Source organism: Agrobacterium sp. T29 (genome assembly GCF_006970545.1).
Taxonomy (GTDB): Bacteria; Pseudomonadota; Alphaproteobacteria; order Rhizobiales; family Rhizobiaceae; genus Agrobacterium; species Agrobacterium leguminum.
The window spans coordinates 1397224-1411276 of the sequence record NZ_CP040641.1; the positions used below are offsets into that span (position 1 = coordinate 1397224).

At 60.5% G+C, this 14053-nt stretch carries 11 protein-coding genes; 7 read left to right on the top strand and 4 right to left on the bottom strand.

Features of this window, described 5'->3' with window-relative positions; all coding sequences use genetic code 11:
• Positions 1–169: 169 nt before the first annotated feature.
• From FGF54_RS21465 to FGF54_RS21480, 4 genes are all read left to right on the top strand, one after another.
• Positions 170–1699: an aldehyde dehydrogenase family protein gene (locus tag FGF54_RS21465; protein WP_080858188.1), complete on the top strand. Its 1530-nt coding sequence runs from the start codon at positions 170–172 to the stop codon at positions 1697–1699.
• A 242-nt stretch (positions 1700–1941) separates the two neighbouring features.
• A complete protein-coding gene (locus FGF54_RS21470; protein WP_142781050.1) occupies positions 1942–2895 on the top strand; it encodes an aliphatic sulfonate ABC transporter substrate-binding protein in 954 nt (317 codons plus the stop codon).
• A gap of 21 nt (positions 2896–2916) precedes the next feature.
• Positions 2917–3696, top strand: a complete 780-nt coding sequence (locus FGF54_RS21475; protein ID WP_142781051.1) for an ABC transporter permease subunit — start codon at positions 2917–2919, stop codon at positions 3694–3696.
• 8 nt (positions 3697–3704) lie between these two features.
• The gene (locus FGF54_RS21480; RefSeq protein ID WP_142781052.1) at positions 3705–4526 is read left to right on the top strand and encodes an ABC transporter ATP-binding protein; all 822 of its coding nucleotides are present in this window, start codon (positions 3705–3707) and stop codon (positions 4524–4526) included.
• A gap of 41 nt (positions 4527–4567) precedes the next feature.
• Here the strand turns inward: FGF54_RS21480 and putA are convergent, their stop codons facing one another.
• On the bottom strand, positions 4568–8242 hold the full coding sequence (putA, locus tag FGF54_RS21485) for a trifunctional transcriptional regulator/proline dehydrogenase/L-glutamate gamma-semialdehyde dehydrogenase (protein ID WP_142781053.1): 3675 nt from the start codon (positions 8240–8242) through the stop codon (positions 4568–4570).
• A gap of 175 nt (positions 8243–8417) precedes the next feature.
• Between putA and FGF54_RS21490 the strand changes: the two genes are divergently transcribed.
• Positions 8418–8888 (top strand): Lrp/AsnC ligand binding domain-containing protein, encoded by a 471-nt coding sequence (locus FGF54_RS21490; protein WP_003522526.1) that lies wholly within the window; start codon positions 8418–8420, stop codon positions 8886–8888.
• 248 nt (positions 8889–9136) lie between these two features.
• On the opposite strand, the gene FGF54_RS21495 is transcribed toward FGF54_RS21490, so the two are convergent.
• Together FGF54_RS21495 and FGF54_RS21500 are read right to left on the bottom strand one after the other, a co-directional pair.
• A complete protein-coding gene (locus FGF54_RS21495; RefSeq protein ID WP_003508744.1) occupies positions 9137–9703 on the bottom strand; it encodes an RNA polymerase sigma factor in 567 nt (188 codons plus the stop codon).
• The gene (locus tag FGF54_RS21500) at positions 9703–9909 is read right to left on the bottom strand and encodes a NepR family anti-sigma factor (RefSeq protein WP_003522527.1); all 207 of its coding nucleotides are present in this window, start codon (positions 9907–9909) and stop codon (positions 9703–9705) included. Before FGF54_RS21500 ends, FGF54_RS21495 begins: the two co-directional genes overlap by 1 nt.
• A gap of 138 nt (positions 9910–10047) precedes the next feature.
• Between FGF54_RS21500 and FGF54_RS21505 the strand changes: the two genes are divergently transcribed.
• Both FGF54_RS21505 and FGF54_RS21510 read left to right on the top strand, forming a co-directional pair.
• The gene (locus FGF54_RS21505; protein ID WP_003522529.1) at positions 10048–10842 is read left to right on the top strand and encodes a response regulator; all 795 of its coding nucleotides are present in this window, start codon (positions 10048–10050) and stop codon (positions 10840–10842) included.
• Between the two features lie 101 nt (positions 10843–10943).
• Entirely contained in the window at positions 10944–11927 is a 984-nt protein-coding gene (locus FGF54_RS21510) for a sensor histidine kinase (RefSeq protein WP_020811597.1), read from the top strand.
• Between the two features lie 298 nt (positions 11928–12225).
• Here FGF54_RS21510 and FGF54_RS21515 read toward each other — a convergent pair whose 3' ends face one another.
• Positions 12226–13950, bottom strand: coding sequence for a sensor histidine kinase (locus tag FGF54_RS21515; protein WP_168208209.1), 1725 nt, complete (start codon positions 13948–13950; stop codon positions 12226–12228).
• Positions 13951–14053: the final 103 nt, after the last annotated feature.

The following is a 14053-nucleotide window of genomic DNA, read 5'->3' on the forward strand; positions in this document are numbered from 1 at the left end:
TTGGAAAAGGGCCATTATGCCCATATATGATTACGGGAAAGAATGGAACGGTGTAAAACGCCAGTTTCACAGAACGAATGGCAAATTCGGGGAAAGAAGAGTGACGGGAGTTGAAAGCGCCGTATCGAAACGGCCTTTCCTCCCCTTTTAAGCCAAAAGGACGATGGACATGGATGCGACCACGAAGCTCGACGTGAAACAGGAAGCCGCGGCCCTGCTCGACAGGATGGGCGTTGCCCGCGATCTTTATACCGGCGGCGATATGGCCTCCTTCAGCCCGGTGACGGGTGAACAGGTCGCAAGCCTCAAGACCGTTTCGGTCGAGGGTGTAGCAGCCGTGATCGACCGGGCCGATGCCGCCTTCAAGGCATGGCGCAATGTGCCGGCGCCCCGTCGCGGTGAGCTGATCCGGCTGCTCGGCGAAGAGCTGCGCGCCTTCAAGGCCGATCTCGGCCGTCTCGTGTCGCTCGAAGCCGGCAAGGTTCCCTCCGAGGGCCTCGGCGAAGTGCAGGAAATGATCGATATCTGCGATTTCGCGGTCGGCCTTTCCCGCCAGCTTTATGGTCTCACCATCGCCACCGAACGCCCCGGCCATCGCATGATGGAAACCTGGCATCCGCTCGGCGTCGTCGGCGTCATCTCCGCCTTCAACTTCCCGGTCGCCGTCTGGTCGTGGAATGCGGCGCTTGCCATTGTCTGCGGCAATTCGGTGGTCTGGAAGCCTTCGGAAAAGACCCCGCTCACGGCGCTTGCCGTTCAGGGCATCTTCGAGCGCGCGGCCGCCCGTTTCGGCGATGCGCCGGAAGGTCTTTCGCAGCTTCTGATCGGCGACCGCGCGGTGGGTGAAGCTCTGGTGGACAATCCCAAGGTGCCGCTCGTCTCCGCCACTGGCTCCACCCGCATGGGCCGCGATGTCGGCCCGCGTCTGGCGAAACGCTTTGCCCGCGCCATTCTGGAACTCGGCGGCAACAATGCCGGCATCGTCTGCCCTTCCGCCGATCTCGACATGGCGCTGCGTGCCATCGCCTTCGGCGCCATGGGCACGGCCGGCCAGCGCTGCACCACGCTTCGCCGTCTCTTCGTGCATGACAGCGTCTATGACCAGCTCGTGCCGCGTCTGAAAAAGGCCTATGCCTCCGTTTCCGTCGGCAACCCGCTGGAAACCTCCGCACTCGTCGGCCCGCTGGTCGACAAGGCGGCTTTCGACGGCATGCAGAAGGCCCTCGAAGCGGCGAAAGCCCATGATGGCGTAGTGAATGGCGGCGGGCGTGTGGATACGGGTGCGCCGGATGCCTATTACGTCAAGCCTGCTCTGGTCGAAATGCCGAAGCAGGCTGGACCGGTGCTGGAAGAAACCTTCGCGCCGATCCTCTATGTCATGAAATATAGCGATCTCGATCAGGCGATAGAAGACCATAACGCTGTCGCTGCTGGTCTTTCCTCATCGATCTTCACCCGCGACATGCAGGAATCGGAACGGTTCCTGTCGTCGGAAGGCTCCGACTGCGGTATCGCCAACGTCAATATCGGCACCTCGGGTGCGGAAATCGGCGGCGCCTTCGGCGGTGAAAAGGAAACCGGCGGCGGCCGTGAATCCGGTTCGGATGCGTGGAAGGCCTATATGCGCCGCGCCACCAACACCATCAACTACTCCAAGGCGCTGCCGCTGGCGCAGGGCGTTTCCTTCGATATCGAATAATCGCTACCTCCATAGAGAAATTGATACATCATGCCGGCGCGGCTCCATCCGCGCCGGCATTTCTATTCGATGGCTCAGACGGGAAGGTCCGCGACGATTTGCGGAAAAGAGGCATTTGCGCGGAATTTTATTCCCGCAATATTGCTCATATTGAATTATCGTCTCTCTATCGTTTTAATAGAAAACCCTAGCATTGCTCCATATCGTGAACCGGCCAGAGGGGCTGGTGACAAGGAGATAAAATGCCAGCCATCACCCGCCGCGCGCTTTCCGCCAGCCTTTTTGTTGCCGCCGCGTTATCGGTTCTGCCGCTGCAGGCGCAGGCGGCGGAAGAGCTGAAGATCGGTTACCAGAAAACCGGCCTGCCGGTGATCGCCCGCCAGCAGGGTGTCATCGAAAAGGCGCTTGAGGCCAAGGGCGTGAAGGTTTCCTGGGTTGAGTTCACCGCTGGCCCGCCGCTGGTGGAGGCGCTGAATGTCGGCTCCATCAATGTCGGCTGGACGGGGGATGCGCCGCCGATCTTCGGTCAGGCGGCGGGTTCCGCCATCGTTTATGTCGCGGCCCTTCCTTCGAACGGCAAGGGTGAGGCGATCTTCACCAAGCCTGAAAGCGGCATCAAGTCGGTTGCCGATCTCAAGGGCAAGAAGGTCGGTGTCGGCAAGGGCACCAGCGCGCATAATCTGCTGGTGGCGGCGCTGGAGAAGAACGGCCTGAAATTCAGCGACATCGAGGTGGTGTATCTCAGCCCCGCCGATGCTTCCGCCGCCTTCGCCAGCGACAAGATCGACGCCTGGGCCGTCTGGGATCCCTTCTATGCGATTGCCGAAACCCGCTACAAGCCGGTCACTCTGGCCCGCACCAGCGATGTGCTTGCTGTCAGCACCTATTTCCTCGCCAATCGCGATTACGCCAAATCCAATGCAGACACCATCAACATCACCATCGATGCTCTAGGCGAGGCGGCGAAATGGTCCGCCGCCAACCGCGACAAGGTCGCCGCAGCTTTGCATGAGGTGACGGGTGTGCCGCTGGAGGCGCAGACGCTCGCCGCGAACCGCTCGGAATTCGGCATTACCAAGATCGACGACAAGATCGTCGCCAGTCAGCAGGAAACCGCCGACCGCTTTTATCGTCTCGGTCTGATCCCGAAACAGATCAGCATCAAGGATGCCGTCTGGTCGGGCGCGACGAACTGAGCAAGAGTCGGAGGGCATGCCATGAGTACCGTAAAGCGTATCGAGATTGGCGGCATCACAGGCTGGCTGCTCCCCGCACTCATTCTTGCGGGCTGGGAGGCGGCGGCGCGTGCCGGTCTGATTTCCGCCAATGTGCTGCCGGCCCCTTCGGCTGTCGCGGAAGCCTTCTGGCGGCTTCTGCTCTCGGGTGAGCTTGTCGCCAATATCGGCGTCAGCTCCGCCCGCGCACTCGCCGGTTTCGCCATTGGCGGCTCCATCGGCTTCATTTTCGGCCTGGCCAATGGCCTCTCCAAATTCTCCCGCAGCTTCACCGATACGACGCTGCAGATGATCCGCAACATTCCGCATCTGGCGCTCATTCCACTGGTCATCCTGTGGTTCGGCATCGATGAGGAGGCGAAGCTTTTCCTCGTCGCGCTCGGGGTGTTTTTCCCGATCTACATCAACACGCTGCTCGGCATTCAGGGTGTCGATCCGCAACTGGTGGAGATGGGCCGTACCTACGGCATGTCGCCCTTCACGCTGTTCCGGCGGGTCATTTTGCCCGGCGCGCTGCCCGCCATTTTCACCGGCCTGCGTTATGCGCTCGGTATCATGTGGCTGACGCTCATCGTCGCCGAAACCATCTCTTCCTCGTCCGGCCTCGGCTATATGGCCATGCAGGCGCGCGAGTTCCTGCTGATCGACGTCGTGGTTCTGTCGATCCTCATCTATGCGCTTCTCGGCAAGCTGGCCGACAGTTTCGCCCGCTTCCTCGAAAGCATCTTCCTGCAATGGCATCCAGCCTTCAAGAAAGTCTGAGGTAACCCATGTCGACCGGCAATGTGACGACGCTGAGACGCCCGGATGCCCCGCCATCCCTCCCGTCGCAGGGGAAAATCGAACAACGCGAGAAGACGACCGAAGGCAAGGTTGCCTTCAGCTTCCGCAATGTAGCGAAGAGCTTTGGCGATAAACCGGTTCTGCGCGGCATCGATCTCGATGTGCGGGAAGGCGAGTTTCTGGCCGTCATCGGCAAGAGCGGCTGCGGCAAGAGCACGCTCCTGCGCATTCTGGCCGGCCTCGACACGCCGACGACCGGAACCGTGTCGAAAGATGCATCGAGCCGCACCCGCATGATGTTTCAGGAGCCGCGTCTTCTGCCGTGGGAACGTATCGCGAGCAATGTCTCCGTGGGGCTGACGGGCATCGCCAAGGGCGAGGCGGCGCAGGAGCAGGCGCTTACCATTCTCGAGGAGGTCGGTCTGAAGGACCGGGCGGGTGAGTGGCCCTATGTGCTTTCCGGCGGCCAGAAGCAGCGTGTTGCTCTGGCGCGTGCGCTGGTGGCCCATCCGCAAATCCTGGCGCTGGATGAGCCGCTTGGCGCGCTCGATGCGCTCACCCGCATTGAAATGCAGCTTCTGCTGGAGCGCATCTGGCGCAAGCAGAAATTCACCGCCGTTCTCGTCACCCATGATGTATCGGAGGCCGTGGCGCTTGCGGATCGCATCGTCGTCATCGACGAAGGGCGCATCGCGCTCGATCTCGATGTGAAACTGCCGCGTCCGCGCCGTCATGGTACGGCGGAATTCGCAAGGCTGGAAGAGCAGGTTCTGAACCAGCTCTTCGGCCGTGGCGACACCAACGGATAAGGCATGAACCGGCAGGGCCGAGACCCCGCTGGACGATATTATCAGCCAATGCTCATCAGGCTGGCATTGCCGCCGGCGGCTGTGGTGTTGACGCTGACGGAGACTTCTTCGACCAGCCAGTCGAGATTATAGGGCTGGCTTTCCCCGGAAAGCGCTTCCGTTGTCGCTGCCTGAACGAGAACCAGCGGGCCGGGCAGGGCGGCGATCTTTTTATTGACCGCCACGATACGCGCCGCATCGCCCTCGACCAGCGCGCCGGCGAAGGGCGCTGATTTTTCCCAGTCATCCGCCCAGACGATGCGCGAGGTCACGGTTGCCGGCAGTCCGTAAATGGATTTCTCCAGTCCCGAAGCATTGTCGATGACAACCGCGTTTCCGGTCGCGAGCGCTGCCGCAAGCTGGCGGTAAAGCCCCTGTTCGGTTGCCGGAACCAGCAGAACCTTTCCACGCGGATGCAGTGCATAGACATTGCGCTCGCCGACGGGACCCGCCAGCTCGGTTTCGAAGCCGAGGCCGGAACGAGCTGCCGCCTGCCGTGCGGCTTCGGCCGCGACGGTTTCGCCGTTTTCATCCAGCCAGCGGGCGAGATCGACGGCGGCCTGATCCTGCTGGCTGGCGATGCGGTCGATCTTCGGTGCGGTGTGCGTCATGCGGCCGAGATAGAGCGGCCCACCGGCCTTTGGACCGGTGCCGGAAAGGCCGCGTCCGCCAAAGGGCTGCACGCCGACCACCGCGCCGATGATGTTGCGGTTCACATAAAGATTGCCGGCCGCGACGCGGGACAGAACGTGCTGGATCGTATCGTCAAGGCGGGTATGCAGGCCGAAGGTCAGGCCGTAACCGGTGGCGTTGATCTCGTCGATCAGCCGGTCGAGATTGTCACGCTTGAAGCGGATGACGTGCAGCACCGGGCCGAAGACTTCGCGCTTCAGATCGGCGAGCGATTTCATTTCGATGATGGTTGGCGGCACGAAGGTGCCCTTGCCGGTTTCGCCGGCAAGCGTGATCTGTTCGATCCGGTGGCCGAGCGAGCGCATGCCATCAATGTGCTTTTCGATGATGCCTTTCGCCTCGGCGGTAATGACGGGGCCGACATCGACGGAAAGCTTGTCGGTGCGGCCGATGCGCAATTCGTGCAGCGCGCCTTTCAGCATGGTCAGCGTGCGGTCCGCCACATCTTCCTGCAGGCAGAGAATACGCAGCGCCGAGCAGCGCTGGCCGGCGCTGTCGAAAGCGGATGCAATGACATCGGCGACGACCTGCTCGGCAAGCGCGGAGGAATCGACGATCATGGCGTTCTGGCCGCCGGTTTCGGCGATCAGCGGCACCGTCTGGCCATTGGCCAGAACCCGGCCGGCAAGCTGGCCCTGAATGAGCCGCGCCACTTCCGTCGAACCCGTGAACATTACACCGGCTGTAAGGGGTGAGCCAACAAGCGCCGCACCCGTCTTGCCGTCGCCCGGCAGAAGCTGCACGGCATCCTGCGGAACGCCGGCCTCATGCAGCAGGCGCACGCCCTGCGCTGCGATCAGCGGCGTTTCTTCGGCGGGCTTCGCCAGCACCGGATTGCCGGCAACCAGCGCCGCCGTGACCTGACCGATGAAGATGGCGAGCGGGAAGTTCCACGGGCTGATGCAGACGACCGGGCCGAGCGGCGTTTCGCCGGTCTTGAAGTTTCTGCGGGCTTCCGCCGCGTAATAACGCAGGAAGTCGATCGCCTCGCGCACCTCGGCAATCGCGTTGGGCATGGATTTTCCCGCTTCGCGCATGATGAGGCCGAGCAGGGCGGGCATTTCTGCCTGCATCGCGTCGGCGGCCCGCTCCAAGCAGGCGGCGCGTTCGTCCACCGGGGTGGAGGGCCAGCTTGAGGCCGCGGCCCGCTGCATGGCCGCTTCGACATCGGCTTCAGTCGGCTCCGTCACATGGCCGACGATATCATTGTGGTCGCCGGGGTTGAGAACCGGGCGCGTGTTGCCCCCTGCCTGCGGCGCTGTGGCTTTCCATTCCGTCGCAACACCTGCCTTCAGGATTTTGTCCAGTGCGGCGAGCGTCGTTTCGCTGGAAAGATCGAGGCCGGCGGAGTTTTTGCGTTCCGGGCCGAACAGGCCTTCGGGGGCGGCGATGCGGTCGTGACGTGCGCCGGGAACGGTATAGGCCTTGACGACGGCAACCGGGTCTTCCAGCAGGGAATCCACCGGCACGGCTGGGTCGGCAATGCGGTTGACGAAGGAAGAGTTCGCACCGTTTTCCAGCAGGCGGCGGACGAGATAGGCGAGCAGCGTCTCATGGGTGCCGACGGGGGCATAGAAACGGCACGGCCGGTCGAGTTTCTTCTTGCCGACGACTTCGCTGTAAAGCGGTTCGCCCATGCCATGCAGGCACTGGAACTCATAGTCGCCGAGTTTGAAGGCGGGGCCGGCGAGATGGTAGATCGTCGCCATGGACTGCGCATTGTGGGTCGCAAATTGCGGGAAGACCAGATCGCGTGCGGCGAGCAGCTTACGGGCGCAGGCAATGTAGGAGACGTCCGTGTGGACCTTGCGGGTGAAGACCGGGAAGTCTTCCAGCCCTTCCACCTGCGCGCGCTTGATTTCCGCGTCCCAATAGGCGCCCTTGACGAGGCGCACCATGATGCGGCGGCCCGAGCGACGGGCGAGATCGATGATGTAGTCCAGAACGAAGGGGCAGCGGCGGCCATAGGCCTGCACGACGAAACCGAGGCCATTCCAGCCCGCAAGGTCCCTGTCGAGCGCCAGTTCCTCCAGAAGATCGAGCGACAGTTCCAGCCGGTCGGCTTCCTCGGCATCGATGTTGAGGCCGATATCGTATTTCTTGCTGAGCAGCATCAGCGATTTGACGCGCGGCAGCAGTTCCGCCATCACCCGCTCGGCCTGCGCGCGAGCGTAACGCGGATGCAGCGCCGAAAGCTTGATTGAAATGCCCGGACCGCCATAGATGCCGCGGCCGGCAGACGCCTTGCCGATGGCGTGGATGGCGTTTTCGTAGTCCTTGTAATAACGCTCCGCATCCTTCGCGGTTGTCGCGGCTTCGCCCAGCATGTCGTAGGAATATTGGAAGCCCTGTTCTTCCAGCGGCTTCGAACGCTTGATCGCTTCGCCGATGGTTTCGCCGGTGACGAATTGCTCACCCATCATGCGCATGGCCATGTCGACGCCGCGACGGATGACGGGTTCGCCAGCGCGGGCGATCAGCTTGGTCAGCGCCGCCGAAAGGCCGCTATCGTTTACGGTGGAGGTCAGCTTGCCGGTGATGACGAGGCCCCAGGTGGCGGCATTGACGAAGAGCGAGCGCCCGCCGCCAATATGGGATTTCCAGTCGCCGCGGGCGATCTTGTCGCGGATGAGCGCGTCGCGGGTGGCGGTGTCGGGAATGCGCAGCAGCGCTTCGGCAAGGCACATCAGCGCCACGCCCTCATGGCTGGAGAGCGAATATTCCTGCACCAGTCCCTCGACGCCGGTGCCCTTGGTCTTGGCGCGCAATGCCTCGATCAGTTTGCTGGCCGTGTCGCGAATGGCTTTCGTCTCTTCCGCCGTTACCGTTGCCGCCTCGATCAGCGGTGCCAGGCATTCTTCCTCCGGGCGGCGATAGGCGGCGGTGACCGCCTTGCGCAGCAGGCTTTGCTCGCGCACCGGCGGCGCAAAATTCTGGAAGATACCGTTCGCCACTACACCGGCGTTGCTTGCACCATCGGCCATTCTGAAAATCCTGAAAACGCTGTTGAAGACAGACTTTCGGCGGCAGCTTGTCCTCCGACCACCGCTTGTCATCCTGTCGCAGACAATATCATCACCGCAGAAATTGCTATGGCCCTATTTTCAGGATAAAATAGGCAATATGAACTTTTATTTTTGAGATATGGCGTAAAATTACATGGCAAATAGCCAAAAAACAGACGATCTGGATCACTTCGATCTCAAGATCCTCGAGGCGCTGAGCGAAGACGGGCGCATGTCCGTGCTGCAGCTCTCGAAAAGGGTCGGTCTTTCCAAGACGCCCTGCCAGACGCGGCTGAAGCGGCTGGTGGATGAGGGCTATATTCTCGGCTTCCGCGCCATGCTCAATCCGCAGAAGCTCGGTGTCGATCACATTGCCTTCGCCGAGGTAAAGCTTTCCGATACGCGCGAAAAGGCGCTGGAGGAATTCAACGCGGCGGTGCGCAAGATCAAGGAAGTGGAGGAGTGCCACATGATCGCCGGCGCCTTCGATTATCTTCTGAAGGTGCGCACCAGCGATATCCGCAAGTATCGAAGGGTGCTCGGCGAGAAAATCTCAAGCCTGCCATCCGTGGCCAACACCTCGACCTTCGTGGTCATGCAATCGGTCAAGGAAACGGGTATCTGAAGGGGTAACACGAAGACAGTGGCAGGCGCGCGCTCGCCGTATCATCCACACACCGTCACCCCGGACTAGATCCGGGATCCAGTGCGATCAAGTCATTGATCGCGAGAGAGTCCTTTCACGGCGCAGACGCGCCGTGGCTGGATGCCGGATCAAGTCCGGCATGACGGAGGAGAGGTTTGCGGCCTTTGTCATCGTCTTAACGGGCAGACGCAGGCCCGCCCGTTCGCCACTGTCCGAATTCAGCGCTCTCAACGCGCCGTGGCGGCGGCGGTGACCGCGCTCATCTGCGCGTCCGGGCCGAACTCGTTTTCGTTTTCGATGCCGAGCAATTCCTGCAGGCGCAGCCTTGCGCGGCTGACACGGCTCTTGATGGTGCCGACGGGGCAACCGCAAATCTCGGCGGCTTCCTCGTAGGCAAAACCCGAGGCACCGATCAGCAGGATCGCTTCACGCTGGTCGTCCGGCAGTTTTGCCAGTGCCGCGCGGAAATCCTGAAGGTCGACCGAACCATGCTGTTCCGGCGGCACCGACAGGCGCGAGGTATAGACGCCGTCCGTATCCTGCACCTCACGGCCGGATTTGCGAATCTGGCTGTAGAACTCGTTGCGCAGGATCGTTACTAGCCATGCCCGCATATTGGTGCCCGGCTGGTAGCTGTCCTGTTTCGCCCATGCCTTCATGATCGTGTCCTGCACGAGGTCGTCGGCACGATCCCGCGAGCGGATGAGCGAAATCGCGAAGGCGCGCAGGTTCGGCAGCGCCGCCAGCATTTCCCGTTTGAAGTTGTATTCTGTCTGCTCCGGCTCTTTCGCCATCATTCCTCCGAAGCCTTCATTTTGGCTCTGCTTTCGGCTTCATCGAGTTTTTCGAGAAGGTCGAGGAATTTGTCAGGGATGCCTTCATCCTGAACGGCATCATAAAGCTCCCTGAGCTTACGGGAAATCACCGCCCGCCCGGAGTGTGGAACCTGGGGGGCGGCCGAATTGTCCGGCTGATCTTGGTCCGATTGAAATATGCTCATAACGTCCGGTATTCCTTTTGCGTCGTGGCAAAGAATGCGCCGTGAAAAAAATAGTTCCGGCGCTCCGGAACTTTTTTTGCAATGCGCACGTTGCTATCGTGGGTTTGCGTTGCAGACCGCATGAAAGGGGAGAATTCCATGTCAGTTTCTACACGCATCGCACCGCACCTGCCATATCTGCGCAGGTTCGCGCGTGCCGTTTGCGGCTCACAATCGACGGGCGATGCCTATGTTGCGGCAACACTCGAAGCTCTGATCGCCGATATCAGCATTTTTCCGCAGACAAGCAGCGATCGCGTTTCGCTTTATCAATTGTTCGTATCGATCTTTAGTTCCGTCACGATCAATATTAAGACCGACGAAAACCTGTCGGGATGGGAAAAACGCGCCTCGGCCAACCTCTCCGCCGTGCCGGCGCTGGCCCGTCAGGCATTCCTTTTGACCACGGTCGAAGAATTCACGCCTTCGGAAACCGCAGAGGTTCTGAAGGTCTCCGAGGATCAGGTCGGCAAGCTGATCGACGAGGCAGCGTCTGAAATCGCCCGGCAGGTGGCGACCGATATCATGATCATCGAGGACGAACCTCTTATCGCCATGGATATCGAGCAGATGGTTACCGATCTCGGCCACCGCGTCACGGGCATCGCCCGCACCCACACGGAAGCGCTCGATCTCTTCCATCGCACCCAGCCGAAGATGATCCTTGCCGATATTCAGCTCGCCGACGGCAGTTCCGGTCTCGATGCGATGAAGGACATCCTGCAGATGACCACGCTGCCGGTAATCTTCATCACCGCCTTCCCCGAGCGTCTTCTGACGGGCGAGCGGCCGGAGCCGACCTTCCTTGTGACGAAGCCGTTTAATCCGGACATGGTGAAAGCGCTTATCAGCCAGGCCCTGTTTTTCAACGAAAGCTCACGCGTCGCGGCGTGAATTTTGCCGAAACCGCAGGCTGACCGGGAACCACTCTGGTGCCCGGGCGTTGGCGGTTACGGTCGTGGGACTGCCCCGCGGCTTTCTGCAAGGAGACGAATTTGCATCGGCTGGCATGGCATAACGCGGAGAGGGACGAAAGCGAACTTCACGATTCGCTCGTCCTCGCCTTGCTCGATTCGGGTGAGACAGTCATGCTGCAGGACTGGAACCGCGACTATATATTCGTGGCCAATCTGCCGGATGTCTGGAAACTTCCGGCCGATTCCCATCCGACCGATGAAAATCTGTTCGGTAACGACCTTTCCGCCAGGCTTGCCGAACTTAAAAAGGACATGAATACGGCCGGCAGCCGCGGCATGCTGGAAGTCAACGCCGGCAAGGATCGGGTTTTTCAGTTTCAGGTCCATTCCACCTTCAACCAGTCGAACCAGACGGTGCTGAAAACCACCATTCGGGAGGTAACGGCGGAAAGGCGGCGCGAACAGCTTCTGCGCTCGCTGCTGCGCGAGGTCAGCCACCGTTCCAAGAATCTCCTGGCGATCATCCAGAGCCTTGCCGGCCAGACGGCCCGTTTCAGCCTCACCAAGGATGATTTCCTGCGCAAGTTCCGCGGCCGACTGCACGCCCTTGCCCAGAGTCAGGATCTCATCACGGACTCAGACTGGCGGGGCGCGCGCATATTCGAGTTGCTGCGCCAGCAATTCGATCTTTATGTGCCGGAGTATCCGAACCTCATCCATATGGAAGGCGAAAACCTGCTGCTCAATCCGAATGGCGCGCTTTATATCGGGCTCGCCTTCCACGAGCTGGTCGTCAACACCGTCAGCCATAGCGGCAATCTTGCCTATCACCCGCCCATATCCCTGCAATGTCGTCAGGAGGGCGATTTTTATATCGTGGAATGGAATGAGCCGATGATGCCGTCGAAAGAGCCGGCGGAGACCCGGCGCGGCAGTTTCGGCAGCGTGGTGCTCGAAAAGGTGGTTCCGTCCGCATTGGGGGGAAGCGCCGAATACGAGTTGACGCCGGAGCGGATCGTCTACCGGCTGAAATTTCCGTCCGGCGACGGCGCGGATGCCTGAAATCGCGATATCGCGCGCAGCGCCGGGTTCCTCTTTCATTTCATGAAAACCAAAACAAAAAGCACGGCTCATGAAAGAGCCGTGCTATTTTTATGACAGGTTTTCAGGGGCGAAACCTGTTTATTTTCAGCCAAGCTTCAGGCGGGGACGGGGGAATTGCTTGGCCTGCAGTAAAAACACGCCCGACCGGATTCGGTTCCCAAAAAATGCGTTTTTTTTAACATTGTGCAAAATACCGGCCATTTTTGCCCCGGCTTTTTTGCCGTCTGCACGGCGGATAGGTCCGCAAGTCCCGGCCTCAATGCGCGCCTGTCTGTTCCGATCGTTTGGGCGTGAAGTAACGCATCGGCGCTTCCAGCGACCACTCGAAGCCGGATTCACGATATTCCGTCAGCACCTGCCCGCCGAAGGCGCCTTCCGCATGTCTTTTGATGACCGTGGTGCCGAAGCCTTTGCGGCTCGGTTCTCTGGCGGGCGGTCCGCCCGTCTCGGTCCAGACGAGATGGATCATCTGCCGTCCGTCTTTTTCAAGCGACTGCCAGCGCACGGTAATTTTTCCCGATGGAACCGACAGTGCGCCATATTTGATGGAATTCGTCGTCAGCTCGTGGATGACAAGACCGAAATTCTGTGCCGCTTCCGGAGAAAGCATGAAATCGTCTCCCGCCAGCGCGATGCGCTGCGACACGGTGCCGAAAACATCGAGGTGGGTCTCGATCAACTTGCGGATCGGCAGACCCTGCCATTGAACCTCCGCCAGAGCCCGGATCGACATTCCAAGGCCGCGCAGGCGGTGATCCACCTCCTTCTGGAATTCCGGAATGCTTTTATTCTCGCGTCCCAATTGCCGTATCATCGCCTGAACCAGCGTCAGAATGTTCTTGGAACGGTGCACCAGTTCGTGCAGCAGCAATTGCAGCCGCTCTTCCGACTGGCTTCTGTCGAAGGAAGCGTTGGAGAGTGCGATGGCGACCTGGTTGGCTTCCTTTATCTTGGTATCGACAGGAGCGACGATTTCGCCTTCACCGATGCGCTCGGCCATCAGCGTCAGGTCACGAATGGAGCTGCGCAATTGCCGGCCGACCAGATAGGCGCCGCCAATGGCGATCAGCACCAGCACAAGGCTGCCGATCATCATCTGTCGCCATGTGTCCACCAGCACCGCCTGGCTTGCCGCAAGCGGCCCCCACATCACGGTCTTCCATTGCCATCCCGGCAATTGGGCATAGGCGTAGAGATTACCTTTGCTATCAAAAAAATTGCCGCTGAAGGCCTGCATTTCCGAGAGTACGTCAGGATTGACGAAGGGTTTGCCCACTTCCGCCTCCTCCTGCGCGCTGGAAACGACGACGCGATTGGTCCCGTCGATAATGGCGACCGCCCAGTTGCGTGGCAGGTTTTCCGTGGAGATCAGCCGGCTGAGGTCGCTGGCGTTCTGCGTCAGGATCAGGGCATCCCCGGCCGAATCCAGTTCCGGGCCAAGCGGCATGGTAACGTTGAACACCCATTCCTTGCTGGTCGCGCCGAAAAACATGTCCGAGACGGTGATGCGACGGGAGTCGACCGCCCTGGCGAGATTAGCTCCCTCCGGCACCTTGCTGAGCGGCTGGCCATAGGGTACCCGGGTGTTGAGACGCTGCTGGCCGTCCTTGGTGGCGAGAATGGCGTAGAGGCCTTCCCGCTTCAGGCTGTCTGCGACGCGTCCCTGAAATGCAGCAAGGTTGCCGCTCTCAAGTTCCGGAAATTGCGACAGGAGATTGAGCGAGGTGGCGATTTCCTGCAGGCGGCGGTCGATGTTGCGGGAGACCACCCGCACATCCTCGATGGTTTCCCTTTGCAGGTCGTCACGTTTTTCCGCCTCGAGGCGGAGCATCAGATAGCCGCCGAAAAGAATGAGCGGGAGCGTGATGACGGTCGCCATCACCACCAGATAGGTGCCGATGGAGGCGGTCGGAAAAAAATTCGCACTGCGCCGACGCAAAGCCGAGATCATGTCTTTCAGTCTGTCGCCGGGTCGAGGCATACAAAAAACTCCGGCAGTTATGGCATTGTTACGACACGGATAATACCGTGCCGTCCCCCTTTAGCAATGCCTGATTTTTACCTTCGGTTGTTGCGGCAGGCCG

Bases quoted from the DNA above. Each gene is read 5' to 3' on its own strand.
- FGF54_RS21465 (WP_080858188.1), top strand. From the start codon at position 170: ATGGATGCGACCACGAAGCTCGACGTGAAACAGGAAGCCGCGGCCCTG.
- FGF54_RS21470 (WP_142781050.1), top strand. From the start codon at position 1,942: ATGCCAGCCATCACCCGCCGCGCGCTTTCCGCCAGCCTTTTTGTTGCC.
- FGF54_RS21475 (WP_142781051.1), top strand. From the start codon at position 2,917: ATGAGTACCGTAAAGCGTATCGAGATTGGCGGCATCACAGGCTGGCTG.
- FGF54_RS21480 (WP_142781052.1), top strand. From the start codon at position 3,705: ATGTCGACCGGCAATGTGACGACGCTGAGACGCCCGGATGCCCCGCCA.
- putA (WP_142781053.1), bottom strand. From the start codon at position 8,242: ATGGCCGATGGTGCAAGCAACGCCGGTGTAGTGGCGAACGGTATCTTC.
- FGF54_RS21490 (WP_003522526.1), top strand. From the start codon at position 8,418: ATGGCAAATAGCCAAAAAACAGACGATCTGGATCACTTCGATCTCAAG.
- FGF54_RS21495 (WP_003508744.1), bottom strand. From the start codon at position 9,703: ATGGCGAAAGAGCCGGAGCAGACAGAATACAACTTCAAACGGGAAATG.
- FGF54_RS21500 (WP_003522527.1), bottom strand. From the start codon at position 9,909: ATGAGCATATTTCAATCGGACCAAGATCAGCCGGACAATTCGGCCGCC.
- FGF54_RS21505 (WP_003522529.1), top strand. From the start codon at position 10,048: ATGTCAGTTTCTACACGCATCGCACCGCACCTGCCATATCTGCGCAGG.
- FGF54_RS21515 (WP_168208209.1), bottom strand. From the start codon at position 13,950: ATGCCTCGACCCGGCGACAGACTGAAAGACATGATCTCGGCTTTGCGT.